Origin of the sequence: Hymenobacter coccineus, assembly GCF_001816125.1 — a bacterium.
Classification (GTDB): Bacteria; Bacteroidota; Bacteroidia; order Cytophagales; family Hymenobacteraceae; genus Hymenobacter; species Hymenobacter coccineus.
Genome location: NZ_MDZA01000443.1, coordinates 1 through 21,047 on the forward strand (window position 1 = coordinate 1; position 21,047 = coordinate 21,047).

A 21,047-nucleotide genomic window follows, 5' to 3' on the forward strand; every position below is an offset into this window, starting at 1 on the left:
GACGCTTTCGCACTCGGAGGTGCTGGACAAGCGCGGCAACTTCTACACCGATAACCTGCGCTCGGCCTCGGCCGAGGACACGTACTACCTGCGCGGCACCGGCCAGGACGAGGCCCTGGAGCCGCACTTCACCTTCCACGGCTTCCGCTACCTGCGCATCGATGCCTACCCGGGGGCCCCCAAGCCCGAGGATTTCACGGCCGTGGCCCTGTACTCGGACATGCCCGCCACGGGCTCGTTCAGCTGCTCCGATCCACTCATCAACCAGCTGCAGAGCAACATTCAGTGGGGGCAGAAGGGCAACTTCCTGGACGTGCCCACCGACTCGCCCCAGCGCGACGAGCGACTGGGCTGGACCGGCGATGCGGAAGTGTTCAGCAGCACGGCGGCCTTCAACCGCAACACCAACAGCTTCTTTGCCAAGTGGCTGCGCGACCTGGCCGCCGACCAGGGCCCCGACGGGGCCGTGCCGTTTGTGGTGCCCAGCATGCCGTTCACCGAGAAAGACCTGGTGGGGGCCGCCGGCTGGTCCGACGCGGCCACCGTCATTCCCTGGGATTTGTACGCCCTCTTCGGCGACCGCCGGACGCTGGCCGTGCAGTACCCGAGCATGAAGGCGTGGGTAAAATACATTCAGGACCGGAGCCGCCACGACCTCTGGGACACCGGCTTTCAGTTCGGCGACTGGCTGGCCTACGACCTCGACGATGATAACGCGGGCCGCTCGGCCGTGACCAGCCACGCCCTGATTGCGCAGTGCTTCTGGGCCCACTCCACCCAAATCCTGCTTGACGCGGCCACCGTGCTGGGCAAACCCGCCGACGTGGCCACCTACACGGCCATGCTCCAGCGCATTAAGGCTGCCTACCTGCGCGAGTACGTGACGTCCGGCGGGGCCCTGATGTCGAACACCCAAACGGCCTACGTGCTGGCCCTGCACTTCGACATGCTGCCCGAAAACCTGCGCGCCCAGGCCGCCGACCGCCTGGCCCTGAACGTGGCCGACTACGGCAACCACCTCACCACCGGCTTCCTCGGCACGCCCTACCTGTGCCAGGTGCTGAGCCGCTTCGGCCACGCCGACGTGGCTTACAAGCTGCTGTTGCAGAAGACGTACCCGTCGTGGCTGTACCCCGTGACGATGGGCGCCACCACCGTGTGGGAGCGCTGGAACTCGATGCGGCCCGACAGCACCTTCGCCCCGCCGTCGATGACGTCCTTCAACCACTACGCCTACGGCGCCATCGGCCATTGGCTCTACACCACGGTGGCGGGGCTGAACGTGGGGGCCCCGGGCTACCACACCTTCACCGTGCGGCCCCAGCTGGGGGGCGGCTTCACGCAGGCCACGGCCGCGCTCGAAACCACGTACGGTGCCGCCCGCGCGCACTGGCAAACCAGCGGCGACCAGCTGGCCCTCGACGTGACCGTGCCGCCCAACGCCACGGCCACCGTGTACGTGCCCACCACCAGCCCCGGCTCGGTGCGCGAAGGCAACCGCCGGCTCGAAGGCAGCAAGGGCCTGCAAGCTGGCCCCGCCCAGGACGGCTACCTGCCGGTGAAAGTAGGGTCGGGGCAGTACCACTTCACCACGGCTTGGGCCCCCAAGGCCACGGCCGCCCTGGCCCCGCGCTGACGGGGGCGGGGGCCGACGTTAGGGCCGGTCCCCGCTTTTTTAGGGCCCCGACAATCGTCGCCGGGGCCCCAGTTTCTAACCTTTTGTGTTTCTGTGCCAACTATTTCTGCCTACCCTTCGCGGCCCGCGGCCCGGGCGCTGCCGGCCTTCTGCGCCGGCGTTGCTGTTTTGCTGCTCGGCAGCTTCGCCGCGCGAGCCCAGGCCCCCGGCACCCCGGTGGGGCTGCAGTGCGAGTACCTGCCAACCCGCTCGGCCTCGACGCGCCCCATCCCCGGCTGGCGTGGCGGCTGGCCGACGGCCGGCGCGGCGCGGGCCAAGCCGCCTACCAGCTGGCCGTGGGCACCGATTCGGCGGCCGTGAGCCGGGGGAATGGCGCGGTGTGGGCCCCCGCCAAAACCGCGTCGGCCCAGCAGCTGGTGGCCTACGCCGGGCCGGCGCTGCGGCCGTACACCAAGTACTTCTGGCGCGTGAAGGTGTGGAACAAGGTGGGGCCCCTGGCCGCCACCAGCGCTGTGGCCAGCTTCGAAATGGGCCTGATGAACCAGCAAAACTGGCTGGGCGCTTGGATCAGCGACTCGCAGGACAAGAACCTGCGGCCCGCCCCGTACTTCCGCAAGGCCTTCCAGGTGCCCCGGCAGCTCAAGTCGGCGCGGGCCTACGTGGCCGTGGCCGGGCTCTACGAACTGTCCATCAACGGCCACCGGGTGGGCAACCACCGCCTCGACCCGGTGTACACCCGCTTCGACCGGCGCACGCTCTACGTCACCCACGATGTGACGGCCTACCTGCGGCCCGGGGCCAACGCGGTGGGCGTGCTGCTGGGCAACGGCTGGTACAACCACCAGTCCACGGCCGTGTGGGATTTCCACAACGCGCCCTGGCGCAACCGGCCCGCGTTCTGCCTCGACCTGCGCCTCGCCTACACCGACGGCACCGTGGAAACCATCCGCTCGGGCACCGACTGGAAGACGGCCCTGGGGCCCCTGGTGTTCAACAGCATCTACACCGCCGAGCACTACGACGCCCGCCTGGAGCAGCCCGGCTGGGACGCCCCGGGCTTCGACGACGCTAAGTGGAAGCCCGCCATCTACCGCACCGCGCCGTCCAGGCACATCGTGGCCCAAGCCCTGGCCCCGATCCGCAACGTAGAGCCGGTGCCGGCCAAAACCGTGAACAAGCTCAACGACACCACCTACGTGTTCGACCTGGGCCGCAACATCGCAGGCGTCAGCCAGCTGCGGGCGCAGGGCCCCGCGGGCACCGTGCTGCACCTGCGGCACGCCGAGCGGCTGTACCCCAACGGCCACGTCGACCAGTCGAACATCGACGTGCACTACCGGCCCACCGATAAGAGCGACCCGTTCCAGACCGACATTTTTACGCTGGGCGGGAAGGCCGACGAGGTGTTCATGCCGCGGTTTAATTACAAGGGGTTTCAGTACGTGGAGGTGACCAGCAGCCGGCCGGTGGCCCTCACGGCGGGCAGCCTCACCGGCTACTTCATGCACAGCGACGTGGCACCGGTGGGCCAGGTGCGCTCGGCCAACCCCACCCTCGACAAGCTGTGGAGCGCCACCAACAACTCGTACCTGTCCAACCTGTTTGGCTACCCCACCGACTGCCCGCAGCGCGAGAAAAACGGCTGGACCGGCGACGCCCACATCGCCAGCGAAACCGGCCTCTACAACTTCGACGGCATCACGGTGTACGAAAAATGGCTGGCCGACCACCGCGACGAGCAGCAGCCTAACGGCGTGCTGCCCTCCATCATCCCCAGCGACGGCTGGGGCTACGAGTGGGGCAACGGCCCGGACTGGACCAGCACCATCGCCATCATTCCCTGGAACCTCTACCTGTTTTACGGCGATACCAAGCCCCTGGCCGACTGCTACGACAACCTCCGGCGCTACGTGGACCACATTGCCGAGCAAAGCCCCAACGGCCTGACCAACTGGGGCCTGGGCGACTGGGTGCCGGTGAAATCGAAGGCGCCAGTGGAGCTCACTTCTTCGGTCTATTACTTCACCGACGCCCGCATTCTGGCCCAGGCCGCGCAGCTGCTGGGCCACCCCGCCGACCACGCCCGCTACGCCGCGCTGGCTGCCAAAATCCGCGCCGCCATCAACGCCAAGTACCTCAACCGGCAAACGGGCCTCTACGGCAGCGGCGTGCAAACCGAGCTGAGCGTGCCGCTGTACTGGGGCGTGGTGCCCGACGAGCTCCGGGCGAAAGTAGCGGCCAACCTGGCCAGCCGCGTGGCCGCCGACAACTTCCACCTCGACGTGGGCCTGCTCGGCACCAAGGCCATTCTGGGGGCCCTAAGTGACAACGGCCAGGCTGACGTGGCCTACCGCCTGGCCGCCCAGGAAACCTTTCCCTCCTGGGGCTGGTGGATTGTGAACGGCGCCACAACCCTGCACGAAAACTGGCCCCTAGACGCCAAAAGCGACATTTCTCTCAACCACATCATGTTCGGCGAAATAGGGGCCTGGCTGTACAAAGGACTGGCCGGCATCCAGCCCGACCCCCAGCAGCCCGGCTTTAAAAACGTGGTGCTGGTGCCACACTTCGTGGCCGGGCTCAACCAGTTCGAGGCGTCCCACCAGGGCCCCTACGGCGTCATTCGCTCGGCCTGGCAAAAAGTTGGCCCAAAAGTGGAGTACACCTGCACGGTGCCCCCCAGCACCACGGCCACCCTCACGCTGCCCGTAGCCGCCACGCAGCAAGTTTATTTGGATGGGCAGCCGCTAACTGCGTCCTCGCCCAACGTTCGCTCAGCGCAAAAAGTAGGACCGCAGCGCACGTACCGCGTGGAAGCAGGCACTTACCGCTTCAGCATTCAGTAGCGCCTAGGGGTAGTCAGGGATAGCGCATCGCCCAACGGCTGGCTTGCCAGACCGAGGCAGTGCATTGCTTGCTGCCGGCTTACCCAGTGGGGCCCCAAATCAGTTCTGGTTCTGAGTAAATTGGGTTAGCCGCGCCGCTGCCAAAAAAGTCCGGAAATAACTGCTGGTTATTCTCCGCGGGCATCGTTTCCAGCATGGGTCGCTAGGAAAGCCGTAACAGGCCGGGAATGCGTCAGGGTGAGCCGGTGCATGGCCCGGGTGCACGCAATGTAGAGCATTCCCCTGTCCACCTCCGTCCGGTAAGTGCGGGCGTCGGCAAAGGGGACAATAACCTCGTCAAATTCGAGCCCTTTGGCCAAGTGGGCCGTGGTGATGATAACGCCTTCGGTAAAAGTCGTGGACTCCGCCGTGAGCAACTGCACGCCGGGCGCTTGCAGCGCCTGGTGCACCTCGGTGGCCTGCCGCAGGGTTTTACAGATAATGCCCAGGGACTGGTTGCCGTCGCTCTGAAAGGTGGCGACTAGCTGCTGAATGCCTTGCAGCTCCTCGGCCTGGTTGTCGAAGCGCACCACGAGGGGCTCTGGCCCGTGCCTTTCCAGGGGAATGAGGTCAGGATTGGGTGTGATGCGCTGCGCGAAGGCCGTGATTTCCAGGGTCGAGCGGTAGCTGCGAAACAGCTTGACAACTTCAGCTTGCGGGAACACGCGCTCAATGGTTTCGGCGGAGGAGGCGCTATAGGGGTTAACCGTTTGGCTCACGTCGCCCAAAATGGTTTTGCGGCAAGAAAACACGCGGGCCAACACCGCATACTGCATGGGGGTGTAGTCCTGCATCTCGTCCACGACCAGGTGCTTCACCTGCTCGTAGGCGCTGATGCCTTCGAGCCGGAGCCGCAGGTAAATCAGGGCGAAGACGTCCGCGTACTCCAGGCTCCGGCGGTGGTCGTAGCGAAACAGCTCGGGGCGGCCCAGCCAGCGGTAAAAATCCTGGTAGAGGTCCAGCACCTGGTGGAACTTGAACATGCGGGGAATGGCCTCGCCGATGGTGGCTTTCTCCGGGCCGGTCAGCTTCCGGCCGGTGGCGCCCCGCACGTAGTCGCGCACCTCCTGGGCCACCAGCGCGAAGCGTTTCAGCACCGGCACCCGGTGGTAGGTCTTGAACTTCGCCAGGATAACGGGCAGCGGGACGACCGTTTTGCCAACCCGCAGCTCGCTGTAAGTGAAGTAGTTGTTCTCCACGTGCAGCAGGTACTGGTTCAGCTGGCGCAAGAACTCCCCCGATGATTTGAACCGGATGCGTTCGACGAAGGCGGGGTCGGGGTTTTCGAGCAGCGCGGCTACTTGCTCGAAAAAGGTTTGGAACGCGTACTGGCGGTCGAGCAAGTCGGCGGCCAATTCTTCCATGCCCAGCTCGGGAATGTATTCTTCCCCCAGCTCGGGCAAAACGTTCGAGATGTAGTCCGCGAAGACTTTGTTGGGCGAAATAATCAGGATGTCTTTGGCGGCAATGGTTTCCCGGTAGCGGTAGAGCAGGAACGCAATCCGGTGCAAGGCAATCGATGTTTTGCCCGAGCCCGCCACGCCCTGGATGACCATCACCGGCGCGGTTTCGTTGCGAATCACCGCGTTCTGGTCCCGCTGAATGGTGGCAACGATGTTTTTCAGCTTGTCGTCGGAGGACTTGGCCAGTTCGCGCTGCAGCACATCGTCGTGAATGTTCACGTCGTTTTCGAGTATGAACTCCAGGCGGCCGTCGCGGATCTTGTACTGGCGCTTGCGGCCGATGGTGCCCTGAATCGTGCCGGAAGGGGTGGTGTAAGCGGCCTCGCCCAGCTCGTAATCGTAGAACATGGACGAGATGGGGGCCCGCCAATCGTAGATGAGATTTTGGCGCTGCTGCTCGTCCAAAAAGGAATAGATGCCGATGTACACCGCAGCTTCTGGCTTGCCCTGCGGGGTAAAATCCAGGCGGCCAAAGTAGGGGGATTGCCCCAGCTTGAGCAGTCGCCGCCTGCGGGCCACGGCGGCCTCGCCCGTGAAAGCCATGCGGTTAATGGACTGGTCGGCCGCCACCATGTCCGCGTCGTCCATGCTGGACTGGTGCTCGTGGATGTACTGTTTTTTCTCCCGGAGCTCGTTCGAAAACTGCTTCACGGCGTCATCGCCGCGCTTAATCGCCAGCGTCAGGCGCTCCTTAATCTCCTCCAGGTAGGCTCTTTCTGCTTGCTCCGTTACGTTCATCCCGGGTGGGTCTTGGCTAGTGGGCCGCAAAGGTGAGCGCAAATGCTGGTTCAGCGAAACTGGGGCCCCCAAGCGGTACTGCGCACTACCAACCCAGTGGCTTGGTACGGCCGAGAATGGCCTTTGCTAAATGGGGGGCCTTTACTGGATGCTTTTATCGAGGGCGCTCCCAGCGTGTAGAAGCACTTTTTATGGGTGTTTCCAGCCGACCCTTGTTGGAGCACTTAAAGGAAGTATTATTCGCGCATCAGCGCCCCCTCGCTCGGTTCCGCCGGACGCGCTGTCGCCAGCATCAGGACTGCATGCCGGCTACGCTTGGTCCAACTTTTCAATCTCTTTCTTCACCTCCGCGATTAACGCCTGTTCCGTGGGCAAATACAGCTGGTACTTGCTGGCGACAATGGTCTGATTATCGGCCGGCAAACTGATTTTCACCACCGCGTCGTTCTTGTCGGCGCAGAGCAGGATGCCGATGGTGGGGTTTTCGTGGGGCAGCTTTTCCAGGCGGTCGTAGTAGTTGACGTACATCTGGAGCTGGCCCAGGTCCTGGTGGGTGAGCTTATCGGTTTTGATTTCGACCAGCACGAAGCACTGCAGCAACCGGTTGTAGAACACCAGGTCCACGAAGAAGTCGTCGCCGTCCAGGTGCAGGCGCTGCTGCCGGGCCACGAACGAAAAACCATTGCCTAGCTCCAGCAGAAACTCCTGCAAGTGCGTAATCAGGGCCGTTCCCAGGTCGCGCTCGTAGTAGGCGGCTTCCCGCTTCAGGCCCAAAAACTCCAGCACCATGGGGTCCTTGATGATGGCGCGGGCCTCCGTGGGCAACTTTTCCTGGCGGGCTACGGCCAGCACGGCCGCCACGTCGTTGCTCAGCAGCAGGCGCTCAAAGAGCTGGCTGTTCACCTACCGCTCCAACTGCCGGGCCGACCAGTTGTTTTTGGCGGCTTCGGCCAGGTAAAACGCCCGCTTATCCGTATTGTCAAGGCTGATAAGCGTTTTGTAGTGCGTCCAGCTCAATTGCGTCCGCAGGGCGGACGCAATGGGGAAGGTGCGGTAAAACTGGCGGTAGCGTTCCAGCTGGCGCCCCGAAAATCCACTGCCAAACTGCGGCTGTAACTCTGCGGCCAGGCCCTTGATGAGGCGGCTGCCGTAGGTGGCCCGGTCGGCCCCGTGCTGCTCTTCGTCCAGAATCACCCGCCCGATGTGCCAGTAGAGGAGGACCCGCTCGGCATCGACGGCCCGCACCGCCTGCTGGCGCGCCTGCGTGATGAGGCCCCGCACGGTCGTGAGTAATTCCGGATTGATGGTCATGGGGCAGTGGCTTGGTGGAGGAACGGCCGCGGGGAAGTCCCGTGAAAAAGGGCAGAAAAATCTGTGTACCTGTTTCGATCGCCCGGTGGCGTAGCGCTGGCCACTTCAAGCGACGGCGGGCCTTTGGCGGCAGCCTTTGGTGGCAAACCTGTGCGGGCAACAGCGCTAGAGGACGACCAGGTCGGCTAGCCTGGCCGCGACGTCAGGCATCGAATCATCTGCGGTGTTCAGGCCCGTCCGCGAGCCGAGCAAGGGACTGACTTCGCGGAGGTCTTCGTACGTCGTGTTGTGCACGACGGGGACAAGCAACTCACGCGCCAGCAGTACCGAAAGTTCTTTGTCGGCGATGCCCTCGTTTTTGAGGCGGCGTAGCAGCGCAGGGGTCACCAGCACGATGCCGACCCGCGACTTGGCCAGCCCCTTGTCGATTTCGCGGAGCAAGGGCGACCCGAGAAGGACGTCCTTCTCGCTGAACCAAACCGTGACCCCGCGCGACACGAGCAAATCATGCAAGTCCTTGGCAGCCCCTTGCCGGTCGTCCCATGCGTGGCAAAGAAAAACGTCCCGAAGGTCGGGTACGGACGAGCGATTCTCGATATTTGCGCGGATAGGGGCGAGCGCCCGCACCTCGGTAGGGGTGTACAAGACGACCGAACCCGGTCGCGACCAACTCGCCTTTTGGCTTCTGCCGGACCCACCCCCGCTGCTGCGGCTGCCCGAGCTATACCCCGACGAGTAGGAGGGGGAGGAGTAGGACGGAGATGAGTAGGAAGAACCGTAGCCGCGAGAGCGGCCACCACAGGCGGGGCAGTCCGCTGCTCCACTCGCTGTGCGATGTCCTCTTGATGGTGCTGTACACTGTGCCATATACTTTATTTTATCACTTGGGTGAGTACATTGGTTTGTTAGGAGGAACAGTTGGCCGCGTAAGCGCGTTGGAAGTCAGCATCCTGGCAAATGCACCGTTGAGAGTCATGCTTTTGCTCTTTTTCATGTAAGCGCCAACTAAATTGCCGCAATAAGTTGAGCCGGGTGAGGGTAGGTAGCGGCTGCTGACGGCCACCGCTTACATCGACTACGAGCTCAGCCGCGAGCATGATACCGGCCAAAGCCGATTGAAAAGCCATGGGAGTTTCCGCAAGAGGTGAATCGGCCCCCAGCCCCATAATTAATCCGCCGCAAACGGCCTTCTGGTAAAAGACGCGCAAGGTCTGCCCGGAGAAAGGGAGCAGTTCAGCCAACGGCCGTTGGGTGGCCTGCGCAATTTGTGCCAACAGGTTCTGGTCGAGCGGCACTTGCAGATGCAGCAGTTGCCGCACCAAGTCCTTCGGCAGTTTAACTACTTGCGCAATCATCTCATCTTCTGACGGCTTTTCCCCAGTAGGCAAGTATAAACACGCCAGACAAGCGCTGTCTGCAAAGTTGAGGTGCCGTGAAACGCCGAGGTTACGTGTCTGGGTCCAGGCGTTGAGGATACGCTGTGGCAAGCTGGCTTGCACCGCAATGCGGGCCGCGCCGGTGTCAAGGGCCACGATCGCCCGCCTGAGGGAGCGGGGCCCACGCGCTGCAGCAAAAACCTCCCACTTATCATCGAAAGGTACCGGGGTAAGGCCTGTGTGCTGTAGGGTAGTATAGAGCAGCTGCGTTTTTTTGGTTTGTACGTCTACTTGGCGGGTCAGTACATACCGTTGCAGATTTGACAAATCAATGGGGTCATGGTCCACAAGGTGAAGGATGCCCTTTGCTCCGCGTAGGTAGCTGAGTGCCCAGCCCACGCCGTTGCCGATAGCGCCCAATCCCACCAACGCGGTTTCTTCAAAGTCAAGCGCCGTCAAATCGGGCGTAAGGGCTTCCCCGTCGCTGGCTTCGTAGCTGAGCAGTGATAGTGTAAACGCTTCATCGGTGATACTTCCCGGCAGCTGGTCGGCAAACACAGTGCGGAAAATATTGGCCACCCCAATGCAAGCTGCTGCTCCCGCTCCAAATGGATTAGCCAATGAGCCCGACCCAACGGGGCCTAAAGGCGAGTATTTCGCCACCCACCCATCTGACCCTATGTAAAAGCAAGCAGCGCCGGTAGGTGGGACCACAGTCCTGCCTACTATCAAACGAGCCACGGCTTCTGCTTCTGTTACGTCAATCCCTGGGTGAATGCCATGCATTACCCCTGCTAGAATTACAGCGTAAGCATGGGATTCTTCGTCGAGCGGTTGGAGCGGCACGCGCGGGTAGAAGCGGGCCAGCAGCCGGGCCGCTAAATCCAGCGTGGCTTGTCCTTCCGGAGAGGATGTGGCGTGCTTGTCAAAAGCCAAGGCCACTGGAGTAGCCGCTAACCGGGCCACGAACAGGGCCGGGTCGAAACCCTGGAGCACATGCGACGCGGCAAGGGCGGATTTATTGAAAAAGTTGGCTACTTCCATAGTTGATACCAGCGTCGGGCCGGAGCAGGCGGTTTGTCGTTGATGAGATGCAGAAACTCGCGCTTCTCCTTGGGCCGCAACTCAGTCCACCCCCAGTCCGGTAGCAGGCGATACACAGCCCAAGCGTTTACATCGAGCGGACCCTTGGCGAAGTTGGGAACAACGATGGAGATGCCCCCGAGCACCGCCACGATGGGGAAGGCATCGTCCGTGTCGGAGTGGTAGGCCCGACCGGGGTGGCTGTGAATCTGGGCGGCCAAGCGTAGCCCGCTGCGGTATAGCTCCCGGTTAATCCGGTGCAACTCCTCGCCCTCTACTACATAAAGCAGACCTTGCTCCGTCCGGCTAGCTACCTGTTCTGGAATAATGGTTTCCTGCACATGAAAGGCTGTCCCGTCTATTACCCCGGCCCACAAGGCTACACCTTCCAGTCCTTTTTTGCCCGCTGCCCGCATATGCGCCAATGCTTTCTCGGCATGGCTTGCGGGAAGATGAAAGGACGTAATGGTTAGTAATCCGGTCGTGCTCATGCGGGATGGTGGTCGTAGGCGAGCATGACTTGCCCGAAGTTGAATGTAAAGCCCTGAATGCCGTTCTGGGCTATGTGCACCTGCGGAACCAGCCCGGCCATACCCTGCACCCCATACTTGTGGAGGTTGTCAATTAGGAAGCCTAATCGGCCTTCTCCCAGCCCTCGATGCAGCAGCCAGTCATTACCGGTATGGGCGGCGTGCTTGTGATATTCGTAGACCCCGGGTAGGCAGAGGAAGGGGTAGTCTTCCGGCCCGTAGTGTACCAACAAGCCTTGGTTTTCAGGTTGAATGGCGGGTTCACCATTTGGGCCAGCAGGAGTGCCGGGGCTCAGTTGTCTTACAAAGCTTGCTGTGAGCTCCTCCGCCCGCAAAGGCGTTCCTGATAAAGGGTCCACAAACTGAATGGACGGGGGCTCCACATCGTAATTGGTGAAATCAATCCGAACAGCAAAGGCCAGCGGCATTGGTCTGACTCGTGGAGCCGCGAAAGCAATGAGCACATAAGGAAACTCGGCTTTTAAAAGCAGAACCCCACGAGCCCGTTGCGCATCTTCGCGTGAGCGAAAAATGACTACCTCCTGGTCAAATTTTGCCCGGGAAACGGCTGGCGAGACGAATTGAGACCGGGGCACCGCTGGTACTGGTGCCCCGACCTGAATGGAATGGATGGGTTGGTTTAGCATCCTCCTTCGCCGGCTTTCAAACTCAGGAATAGCTCAGTACCAGCCATAAAGCTGAAGTGCTCCACTTTCTGATCGAAATCTAGCACGTCACCGGCTTCTGTTTTCATGCGCCAGTCCGTGAGGTCACGACCTACGTTTCCCGTTTCTTGCAACGCATGAAGCGCCACAACTTGCAGGGGAGCGTTCAGGTTGGCCTCGATAGTGACAGGCTCGCTGTTCACCACAATTACCAAGGATATTTTCTGATTGCCTGACCCTTGGCCACCGTTGCCGTTACCGGGATTTTCACTGCCCGGATTGTCGTTGCCAGGGTTCTCACCCGAGTTGCCACCACTCGAACTGCCGTTCCCTGCACCGCCATTGCCGGAGCTGCCAGACCCGGCGTTACCGTTGCCCGGCGTACTGGCCCCATTACTAGGGTTACCGCCATTGCCGTTACCCGGATTTTCACCCGAGTTGCCGCTACCGTTGCCCGCCCCGTCGCTGTTGCCATTATTGTTGCCAGCGCCAGCGTTTCCATTGCCGGGGTTTGCACTGCCACCAGCGTTGCCGGCATTGTCATTACCTGGGTTACCGTTACCGGAATTGTTGGAATTGCCAGAATTGCCGTTGCCGGCGGCATTTCCCGAGTTACCGTTGGCGGGAGTAGTGGTTTTGATTTCCGGCTCCTTGTTCGAGCCTTTGTTACTATTGTCCATGTTACTGGAATGTTGATTTTAGGTGTGTGAAAGTGACGGGCGCAGGCCGGCATAATTCAATCTTGGTCTGCTGCGAAAACTGCATGAGTAGCCCCGTTCTCCATTCGCCGAATGGGCAAAAGGCAGCAAGCGGAGGTGCGCCTCGCTACTAGTAGCGAGGCGCAGTCCAATCAGAAAATGAATTAGCCTTTCGAGGATTCGGGGTCGTTGCCGTAGCTGTTTTTCTCCCGAATCTGGCCGTTGCGCCCATGAATGAGCAGTTCGCTACCCCGGTTAATCGCCATTTGGCGGCCGATGGCTGCCGCGGCAGCCTGGGTGGGAACAATGGTGGCCGCGCGCTCGGCGCCGGCCGTCTTGACTGCCCAGCCGTTTGGCCGGGAGACGATGTGCACATTTTTGCCCATGGTCGTGGTAATTGGGTAAGCTTGTGGCCTCAAACCGTGAGGCCGACCGAGCCGGAAAACCACGCACTCATTTGCCGCTAATAAAAAAGCAGCTACTTTCGCACAGAATTTTTCCTGTTAGCAGTGTGACCCAGTGGCTAACTCCAGGTCCACTCGGAAGAGCGCGGCACGGTACGGGGCTCAATTCGTTACATGCTCGCTTCTCAGTTCCTAAGCGGCCGTCACCTAGTGGCGGCTGCTTTTTGGTTTTTACTGACACTCCTACATTATCGGTATAAACTTAGTGGTGAGGGATTTTAGTCGCCGCACATAGGTGAAAGGCGTATTTTTGGTAGTCAATCAGGTTGCGGTCGGCTTCGTTCTTCTTCCACGCTTCTTCTTGGTGGCTCAGGTCAATCAAGTCGTTGGTTTTGAGCCGGCCCAGGTAAGTGGCAACTGCATCAAGCGTTTCCCACTCGGCATCGGTTAGTAATTCTTTTTCACGCTTCTTGAGAGGCTCGTACACAACTACGGGCTCGTTGGTGTCGGAGCGTCGTTTGGTGTGGTCAAGGTCCTGGCTGAGGTAGCCTTCGTCAATCAGCATTCCCAGCTGCATCTGGTACTCTTGCGGTACGGGGCCGTAGGTGATGGCCTTGTACTTGTTGCCGGAGATGGAGCAGCCAGTGCGGCTGAAATGCAGAAAATCAGCGTAGAACAGCAGTTTCATCAGGCGCACTGTGAACACGTGGTCCAGGTGGTTGTAGAAGTAGAGCACCATTTGCGCAAACTTGTCGAAGCGGGGTACCGCGAAGCCAGTCAGGGCCGAGGGTATCTCATCCTGGTTCCAGAGGTTGCGCTGCAGCAGCTTGGAGATGATGAAACCGGTGGTGGCCTTCTGCTCTCGCTTTAGCTCCTCGGTCCGTTTGATGAGGCGCTCGTATTCGTTGGGCTTCAACTCATCCTGCTTGTCCTGTATCAGTTGGCAGAAGATGCGCGGGTCGCGGGCCAAGCGCAGGTGCGCGGCGTTCGAGGTGCTGGGGATTTCTCCGTCCTCGTATTGCCGGTACTGGTTGGCCCCGAAGTCCATCAGCCGCGACATTTTGCTGGCGCTCAGGTCATATTGCTGGCGCAGGTGCCGTATCTGCTCCGGAAAAAGGATGCGGTGCTCCGCGCGGTATTGGTTGTAAATCTGTGTGATGTTCAGGTTCTCAACTTCGGCCGTGTGGTACTGCTTATGCGTTTTTTGGCATTCGTAGAAGTGCTTGGTGTAGGTAAACGGTTCTTTGCGGAAAATTTCCGTAGCGGTTTCAGTCCGCAGCAATGCCGGGCCCGTGGGGCTGTCTATTTGCTGGGGTATCATGGGTTGCGTTTGGGAGCAAGCTGGCGCAGGGGATACGTCATAGGGCGTTCTGATACGCTGTAAGCGATGCAGGCATACGGGTGGTGAATGGGGCCCAGGGATACTTCGACGCGCAGTTCCGACGTGTAGATGTTACGCCCAAACACCCAGAGGGGCGGCATATCATCGGTGACGGGTGTAGGACCTTGCACAAAGTCGGTGGGTTCGAGGGCGAGCAGGTGCTCGGTAAGGTTATGGTTGGTGAAACCCAATTTACACAGGGCTTTTAATCCTTTACAAACGGGGGCAGTACAGAAAAATACCAGCGGCGTTACCAGCCGGGCTTTGAACTCGGTCAGAAAGATGCCTGCACTTGTAACGGCATCTGTTGCGGTAAAGTTCTTCAAAGGTAGTAAAGTCTGCCGAAATTCAACTTTAAAGTTGAACTATCGAAAATGAACGGAAGGGCTTAGATCCTATATTTCCCGTAAAATGTTCAAGAAGTCGTCCAATTTGTATGCCCCGTCCACCACGCGAGGCTCGTACACCATAAAGTAGCGGAAGGCGTTGCCGGCTTTTTGAGCCAAAGTGTACTGCCAGCGGCACCGCCGTTTTAAATTCCTCCTGGCTCCACATACTGGCCTACGATGCGGTACCGGCTAGCGGAAGCGCATTTGCTTGTTGAGGTCGTAGTATTCCAAGAAGATGTCGTAGGCACTGCCGCCCCGGTCGGCCCAGGCCTGCGTTTTCACGTAGGCCGCCCGCGCCAGCGAGGGCTTGGCCTGCCGGCTGTCGGCACCAATGGTGCCGCCGCCCGCGGGGCGGTCCACGCCGTCGCGCAGCAGCAGGTTTTTCTCGTCGTACACCATTTGGCGCAGGTCCTTGTTTTCCTCGCCGCGCGGCAGCCCCTGCATCAGCAGGCGGCGAATGGCGTAGTTCAGGTCGTAGGATTCCTTCTGGTTGTGCTGGTCGCCAGCAAACTCGGCCCCGAACGGCTCGTCCTGCGCCTCTTCCTCTGGCGAGAAAGCAAAAGCCCCCTGCCGGCCCTCCGCCTCCTCCTGCGCGTCATCGGACAAGCGCTTGAGCCGGGCCAGAAAGTCCAGCTCCTGCGCGTCGCTTTCCTGCTTCTCGGAATCGTGGGGCTGGTTTTCGTCGAACTCGTCTTCGTTCGGGAGGTCGTAATTGTCTTTCATAAGTGGCTAGGCAACAGGTTGCGGGGTATTTTGAGAAGTAGGGGCCAGAATGGTGCGCACGGCGTCGCCTTCGGCCGCCAGCGACGTATCGAGCGTTAGCCAGGGCGCGCGGCTCAGGCCGGCAGTGCACACGTCCGATTTGGGCATGAACCGGCTGTAAAACTGCCACCCCGTCTTGTCCTGCTTCTCGCTTAGCTCCATGGCATAGCGGTAGTAGATGATGGAGGGGTGCACGTTGTTCTGCGCCGCGTAGCTGTTCACGAACGTCTCAACGTTAATGTAGTTTTTGATATACTCGTACTTCAGCCGCGGCAGCAGCAGCTCGTCGGCAAACTGATTGGCCTGCTCTTCCAGCAAAAACAGGTCTTCTACCCCTTCCGTCAGGTGGTACTTGATAACCGCCAGCTTGTCGAGGTGAAACAGGACGTGGCCCAACTCGTGCAGCAGCGTAAACCAGAGTCGGGGATAGCTCTTGAAGTGGTCGGTGATGACAATGCAGGGCTTTTTGTTGATGATGAACGTGCCGCCCTGCACGGCCGTGCTTGGCAGAGCTTTTTGCATAATCACCGTCACGCCCGCCGCGTACAACGCCCGCATCACGGTAAGCATCCCGCCGTGCTCCTGACGGGTGTAGCGCCGAATCTGCGTCACCAGCTTTTCCACCTGCTGCATATCAAATGGGTTCGGGTTCTGCACCCGCTGGAACTGCTGCACAGCTGACATAATCCAGAAGGCCTTCATCTTATCCTCCACCCGCGTGTTGGCCTTGTGGTAGAGCACAGCGGCCATTTCGGTGCCGTACTCATACAAAGAGTTCAGGCCGAAGTAGTGCTTTATCCGGTCCCGGATATGCCCATAATCCAGCGACTCAATGAAGCCCAGCTTGCGCAGGCGTGCCACGTCGAAGTTTCGCACGATGAAGGAAGCCTCCTTCACGCGCTCCACGGTCTTGTAGTCTTCCGCCGGCATAACCGAAGCGGCCACCAGCTTCATCACCTGCTCAATGCTCACGTCGAGGAAATGCGCCAGCTTCAGGGCCGTCAGCACATCCAGCTTCTGCAGGGCGCCGGTTATCAGCCGCTCATATGAGGTGCGGGTCATGCTGAGAATCTCACTGGCCGCCTTTGTCGACAGGCCGAGCTCCTCACGCCGGTGTTCAATAAGACTAGCTAAAGAAGGGGCATCGGACGACGCCAGCAGCTTTAGTACCTCGTCCATCAAATCGGATGGGAGGTCAGGGCCATTTGCAAAGTTGTCGCTCATAGGGATGCCAATTCTTTTGGCAAAGGTAGTGAGCTGTACAAAATTGTACAACTAACCGGAGCGACTATTTCAGTTGATGAACATGATTAAACCCAATACTCACTCTATCAACGACAAAAAGTGTAGTGCATACGGGTTAGAATTTCATAAAGTGCAGATTTGGTCATGTGCTAACTTCCTAAGTAATGATGAAGCTGGAGCAAAAGCCCTATTATATAGTAATGGTTCAGGAGCGATACTTCGCACCACGGTCTTTGCACTGTAGCTTTTCAACCGGCACCAAGACGATGTTATTGACCTGAATTCAAAGCCAACTCGTCAGACTTTGCGCGAAATAGCGCAGAAGTTAAACGGTTTTTCAGCGGCAATTCTGGCTAGTGCATCAAAAGCGAGTATTTATTTCTGAACGCCCCGCTCATGCAATCGGCATGGGTGCCCATCGGGATTGGTCAAGGGGCGTTGCTGGGTTCCGGGTAGAACAGGTGACTCATAAATAACCTAGCTATGCAAAGAGGAATGTCAATCCATGAGCAAAAAATTAACCGCGAAACGGGCCAAGAAACTACTTCGGGCCGTGTTGCAGAACCTGCCTACCATCATCTCGGTGGTGCAGCTGATTGCCGAACTGACTAAGTAAGGTCCGCATCGAGCCCTGATACCCCGCTGGTAATTCGCCAGCGGGTTTTTTATGTCCATGGCCAACCGCGTCGAGTACGGTATAGAACCCTCCGGGCTAAAACGGGTGCTTGATGCGGGCTACTCGGCTTATCTTGTTCAAATAGTGAATATTAGCGCTGTCGCCGTTGCCATGGAGGGCCTCTTCTATCTTCGCGGTGATTTTGTTAACTCCTGGCAACTTAGGGGCTAGCCTTTCGCCACCCGCTTTTAACAGTGAAAAAGCCACGCCAAGGAATTGGGCACCCGTGGCCAATCCAATGCCGTCCATCACTGCATTTACCCCCAAGTCAATAATTTCTCCTTTCGCATTGGAGCGACTGCGCATGGCCTCAACCTGCTGGTTGTAAAACTCGATTCTTTGGGTTCGCTTGTCGGCTGGCAAGGCTGCCAAGGTTTCCATCAATTGTTTACTGGCAGCTGGGTCAAATGCTTCCTCAAGCTCGGCAATGGAAGCGACGTTGCTTAACTCGATAACGTCGATAGGGCTAATGGAGGGAATACCGGACCTTACTTTAGCATCACTGGCCGCATAATCTTTGATTCCTTCCGGTGTGGCGCTTTTGTAAAAGTTCAGTGATTCTCCCATGACGGTAGCATAGTAGGCGTCGCTGTAGCCGTCTTTTCCTTTGAAAGGAAAGTATGTTGCGTTTAATGCATTGGCAAGGTGGATAGCCGATGCAGAAGTCATAAATTCGAAATCGAGGTCTTTCTCGACAAGCTTGCTAATGTGAGGCTGGAGAAAGTCGTTTACACCAAAGGCACCAGTTGAGAAGATGCCTGCTCTTTCTAAAGGCGCAAACGAGCGACGCCGTGCTTTTATGGGCCAGATTAGCGATTCGTACAAGTAGTTCGCATCTACACCCATGACCTCTTGTCCAATTTGACACAGCTCCCGAAGCTGTGGTAGGAGTTGGGGGTCGTTTAAGATGTAGTTATCTGCGGTCGTAACTAAGTCAATCTGCAACAGCGCTGCCAAAGCCCGGCGGCTGATAACGGCTTCGGGGTTGGCTTCATAGACCTCCTGAATAAAGGCCATGTCGTAGCGGTACTCCGGTTGGGTGAGAACTAGCTTAATGCGTCCGCGAGCTACCAAGGAAAGAAACTCGTGTTTGCGCAGTCGATGGTGCGCCAGCCACTGACCAGCAGCTTGTTCAATGGGCAACGTGAGGTAAACGACTTGAAACAGAAACAGGTGGTTTCGGATATCAATGTTCCCAAAACTGCTGAAGTCTACGTAGCAAGCGTACTCATTCGGGCTGAAGAAAAACAGGTCTTCCTTTTTAAAGGAGCCATCAAAAATCCGGTCTAGGTTATCATACCAAATGCTCTCATCCCGCAAGGCGAAAGGAGTAGCCCGCGGACGCTGGTAGTTGGCCGCATAGATGGTTTGAACAGGGTTGCTGGTAGATTGGAGAATCAGGGCCTCGGGGCCGCTCACAGCCTCTTCACGAAAAGCGAATGTCATCCCGGACTTTAGTCTTTCTAAAAAAGCCTCGACCCGAAGCTTATCCTGCTCGTTCAGAAAGCGGTGGTAGATGGTATCGCCGATTTCCTCGGAATAGGTGGCCGTAACAATCGTGACGGCATCTAAACTAGGCTCGATTTTAAAGAAGCGAACATGTTGGAACTTCGCTAGCAATAGGTTCAATAAGTCCTCCGCAGTGAAGGTGATGCCCTCAAAGTTGCGGGCAACCTCGTAATCCTGAATACCAGCTACTACCTCTACAAAATCGGTTGGGCGTTTATCGGTCAGTTCTACACCAGCGTGACTACCGAGTGGTATAATACTACGGTTAAAGTAGTCCAGATAAGTGGTGAAATCAGGCGGTGAGGGGGTGCAGACAATTGCATATCGCCCTAGGGGTAATTGAAGGATTTCGGTGACAAGCTCGGGGTATTCAGCCCGAAAATCAAAGTCTGCTCTTCTTGCAATTCCTCGGTAGTCCATATATAAAATGTAACGGTATGCGAAGTGAGGGTAATATGGCAAGAAGCTTTAGATGTAGCCTAGGAGCTTTCCAACTTACAAACCAAGTGAGTGGGCCGCATTGTAGGCAATGATATCGTCAAGCCGTGAGTAGCGGCTGATCATGGCATCAGTTTTCTGCTTAGTTTGGTTCTTGATGAACTCGTTGGACTGCCCATTGAGCTTGGCCGTGGTAATAAAAGACGCGCGCATAGAGTGAGCCGAATACTTCGCCCCTAAATGCTCCTTTACAAGCAAGTTCACACGGCGGTCGGATAGCCGTCGGCGCGAGGGCGTGCCTGCTTCGCCAGTCTTGCCCCGCGCCAGCGATACGAATACTGGTCCTTCAGTGCGCCCGCCCAGCAATTCTACCCACGCCTTATAGGCCCGAATGGGGCAGAAAAGCGGGTTAGAAGCATAAAAAACCGCTTTTTGCTCCAATTCTCCCGCCTGGTTGGTCTTGCTTTTGGGCAAACCCAGAATCAGGGCCGCATCGGTCAGTTCGATGTGCTCCAGATTCAGACCAACTAGCTCGGAGCGGCGGAAGGCCCCGGTGAAGCCTAATAAAAGGAGTGCGCGCGCGCGTACACCCTCGGGCCTAGTCAAGTCAAGCTCGGCAATGCATTTTTTTAGATGAGCCACCGAAAAAGCCGGGGCCTGCTTCTGCTTTTTGCCCACCACGCGCGCCACGCCCTTGCGCAGCACATCCAGCGCCGGCGCACTGATGGCCGAGGGCAACCCGAGCAGCTGGTGGTTTTTCTCGATGGCGGCCAGGTGCCGGTTGATGGTGGCCAGCTTGCGCGGGATGTCGGCCAAGTGGGCGACGTAGCTGGCGAGCGTGGCCACCGCGGCCGGCCAGGGCGTGAACTCATGTTCGGCACAAAAAGCTTCGTAGCTCCGCAAGTCGGTCGAGTAAGCTAAGCGCGTGTTCTCCGCACCTTCGAGGCCAAGGGTTAAGTAGCGCCCAACGTTTGGCGCGACCTGGCCGGCCAGGTCGTTGGCTAGCGCCAGGGCTGGCAGGTCGCCAGTCACGGCTGGCAGGTTCTTTTTTCCAGTTGGAGCCATCTGCTTTGGGGCACTTGCAGCATTTGAGGCTCGCAAGTACGGCTCAAAGGTAGGCAAAACTTAGGTCCGATAACTAACCATTATGGTACCTAAGTTTTATCAGGAAGACAGCTATGTGATGTAAGGTCTTGCGTGGAAAATGTCAAGCTCCTGCTCGATCCGCTTCACGCGAGCGCGCAAGGTGCACGCTTCTGAGTCGCGGGCTATGAGGTGGTCTAGGAAAGATGGACAGAAGCAGGACGTATATTTCTTCTGTTATGGCAACCAAAACCAGCGGGTCGTCGCCCGACAAACGGCGTAAATACGACGAAGCGTTTAAGGCCGAGGCCCTGCGCCTGGCTGGCGAGCGCCGCAGCACGCAGGCTGCCGCACGGCAGCTGGGCATTAGCCCCAAGCTGCTTTACCGCTGGCAGCAAGCCCAGTTCGTAGCCGAGGTGGGCAGCGAAGAGGTTGCCCGCGACCCGGAAGTGCGCGCGCTACGCGCCCGTTTGAAACGGGCCGAGCAGGAGCTCGATATTTTAAAAAAAGCCTTGGTCATCTTCGGCCAGCCGACCCGGTGAGCACTTATCAGCACATTGCCCAGCGCCAGGCCCAGGTGCCCGTGCGCCAGCTTTGCTACGTGCTGCACGTGGCCCCGGCCGCGTATTACGCCTGGCAGCGCCACCGGCAGCAGCCCCGGGCCGAGCCGGCCTAGCAAGTAGCGGTGCGCGAGTCCTTTGCCTACCACAGCCAGCGCGATGGCACGCGTCGACTGCGGGCCGAAGTGCAAGCCCAGGGCCACGCGGTGGGCCGC

19 protein-coding genes are annotated in these 21,047 nt (G+C 59.0%); 4 read left to right on the forward strand and 15 right to left on the reverse strand.

The window, feature by feature from the left end:
* Together BEN49_RS23325 and BEN49_RS23330 are read left to right on the forward strand one after the other, a co-directional pair.
* A partial coding sequence (locus BEN49_RS23325) for a family 78 glycoside hydrolase catalytic domain (protein ID WP_158023058.1) occupies positions 1–1,636 on the forward strand: 1,636 nt, incomplete at its 5' end.
* A 227-nt stretch (positions 1,637–1,863) separates the two neighbouring features.
* Positions 1,864–4,482, forward strand: coding sequence for an alpha-L-rhamnosidase (locus BEN49_RS23330; protein ID WP_239692072.1), 2,619 nt, complete (start codon positions 1,864–1,866; stop codon positions 4,480–4,482).
* A 167-nt stretch (positions 4,483–4,649) separates the two neighbouring features.
* On the opposite strand, the gene BEN49_RS23335 is transcribed toward BEN49_RS23330, so the two are convergent.
* The 15 genes from BEN49_RS23335 to BEN49_RS23400 form a co-directional block, all read right to left on the reverse strand.
* Positions 4,650–6,722: a HelD family protein gene (locus BEN49_RS23335; protein WP_070747122.1), complete on the reverse strand. Its 2,073-nt coding sequence runs from the start codon at positions 6,720–6,722 to the stop codon at positions 4,650–4,652.
* 309 nt (positions 6,723–7,031) lie between these two features.
* A complete protein-coding gene (locus BEN49_RS29935; protein WP_239692073.1) occupies positions 7,032–7,625 on the reverse strand; it encodes a PDDEXK nuclease domain-containing protein in 594 nt (197 codons plus the stop codon).
* Positions 7,626–8,033 (reverse strand): DUF1016 N-terminal domain-containing protein, encoded by a 408-nt coding sequence (locus BEN49_RS29940; protein WP_239692074.1) that lies wholly within the window; start codon positions 8,031–8,033, stop codon positions 7,626–7,628.
* Positions 8,034–8,198: 165 nt separating this feature from the next.
* Positions 8,199–8,678 (reverse strand): toll/interleukin-1 receptor domain-containing protein, encoded by a 480-nt coding sequence (locus BEN49_RS23345; RefSeq protein ID WP_239692075.1) that lies wholly within the window; start codon positions 8,676–8,678, stop codon positions 8,199–8,201.
* Positions 8,679–8,938: 260 nt separating this feature from the next.
* Complete coding sequence (locus tag BEN49_RS23350; protein ID WP_070747126.1) at positions 8,939–10,453, reverse strand: E2 ligase fold family C protein; 1,515 nt, start codon at positions 10,451–10,453, stop codon at positions 8,939–8,941.
* A complete protein-coding gene (locus BEN49_RS23355) occupies positions 10,444–10,983 on the reverse strand; it encodes a Mov34/MPN/PAD-1 family protein (RefSeq protein ID WP_083326409.1) in 540 nt (179 codons plus the stop codon). Before BEN49_RS23355 ends, BEN49_RS23350 begins: the two co-directional genes overlap by 10 nt.
* A complete protein-coding gene (locus tag BEN49_RS23360; protein ID WP_083326410.1) occupies positions 10,980–11,669 on the reverse strand; it encodes a putative metal-binding protein in 690 nt (229 codons plus the stop codon). The genes BEN49_RS23355 and BEN49_RS23360 overlap by 4 nt, the downstream gene beginning before the upstream one ends.
* Positions 11,663–12,367, reverse strand: a complete 705-nt coding sequence (locus BEN49_RS26150; RefSeq protein ID WP_083326411.1) for a DUF2604 domain-containing protein — start codon at positions 12,365–12,367, stop codon at positions 11,663–11,665. Before BEN49_RS26150 ends, BEN49_RS23360 begins: the two co-directional genes overlap by 7 nt.
* Before the next feature lie 182 nt (positions 12,368–12,549).
* Entirely contained in the window at positions 12,550–12,771 is a 222-nt protein-coding gene (locus BEN49_RS23370) for a DUF2188 domain-containing protein (protein WP_070747130.1), read from the reverse strand.
* Between the two features lie 280 nt (positions 12,772–13,051).
* Positions 13,052–14,110 (reverse strand): type II toxin-antitoxin system antitoxin SocA domain-containing protein, encoded by a 1,059-nt coding sequence (locus BEN49_RS23375; RefSeq protein ID WP_070747132.1) that lies wholly within the window; start codon positions 14,108–14,110, stop codon positions 13,052–13,054.
* The gene (locus BEN49_RS27325) at positions 14,107–14,496 is read right to left on the reverse strand and encodes a hypothetical protein (protein WP_125917172.1); all 390 of its coding nucleotides are present in this window, start codon (positions 14,494–14,496) and stop codon (positions 14,107–14,109) included. The genes BEN49_RS23375 and BEN49_RS27325 overlap by 4 nt, the downstream gene beginning before the upstream one ends.
* Before the next feature lie 252 nt (positions 14,497–14,748).
* Positions 14,749–15,282, reverse strand: coding sequence for a hypothetical protein (locus BEN49_RS23385; protein WP_070747136.1), 534 nt, complete (start codon positions 15,280–15,282; stop codon positions 14,749–14,751).
* 6 nt (positions 15,283–15,288) lie between these two features.
* Entirely contained in the window at positions 15,289–16,500 is a 1,212-nt protein-coding gene (locus BEN49_RS23390) for an ImmA/IrrE family metallo-endopeptidase (RefSeq protein ID WP_158023059.1), read from the reverse strand.
* A gap of 778 nt (positions 16,501–17,278) precedes the next feature.
* The gene (locus tag BEN49_RS23395) at positions 17,279–19,171 is read right to left on the reverse strand and encodes a hypothetical protein (RefSeq protein WP_070747140.1); all 1,893 of its coding nucleotides are present in this window, start codon (positions 19,169–19,171) and stop codon (positions 17,279–17,281) included.
* A 75-nt stretch (positions 19,172–19,246) separates the two neighbouring features.
* Positions 19,247–20,221: a site-specific integrase gene (locus BEN49_RS23400; RefSeq protein WP_239692076.1), complete on the reverse strand. Its 975-nt coding sequence runs from the start codon at positions 20,219–20,221 to the stop codon at positions 19,247–19,249.
* 290 nt (positions 20,222–20,511) lie between these two features.
* Between BEN49_RS23400 and BEN49_RS23405 the strand changes: the two genes are divergently transcribed.
* Together BEN49_RS23405 and BEN49_RS28500 are read left to right on the forward strand one after the other, a co-directional pair.
* Positions 20,512–20,814 carry a transposase gene (locus BEN49_RS23405; protein WP_070747143.1) on the forward strand — a complete coding sequence of 101 codons (303 nt, stop codon included), beginning with the start codon at positions 20,512–20,514 and terminating at the stop codon, positions 20,812–20,814.
* Positions 20,811–20,948, forward strand: coding sequence for a hypothetical protein (locus BEN49_RS28500; RefSeq protein WP_158023060.1), 138 nt, complete (start codon positions 20,811–20,813; stop codon positions 20,946–20,948). Before BEN49_RS23405 ends, BEN49_RS28500 begins: the two co-directional genes overlap by 4 nt.
* Positions 20,949–21,047: the final 99 nt, after the last annotated feature.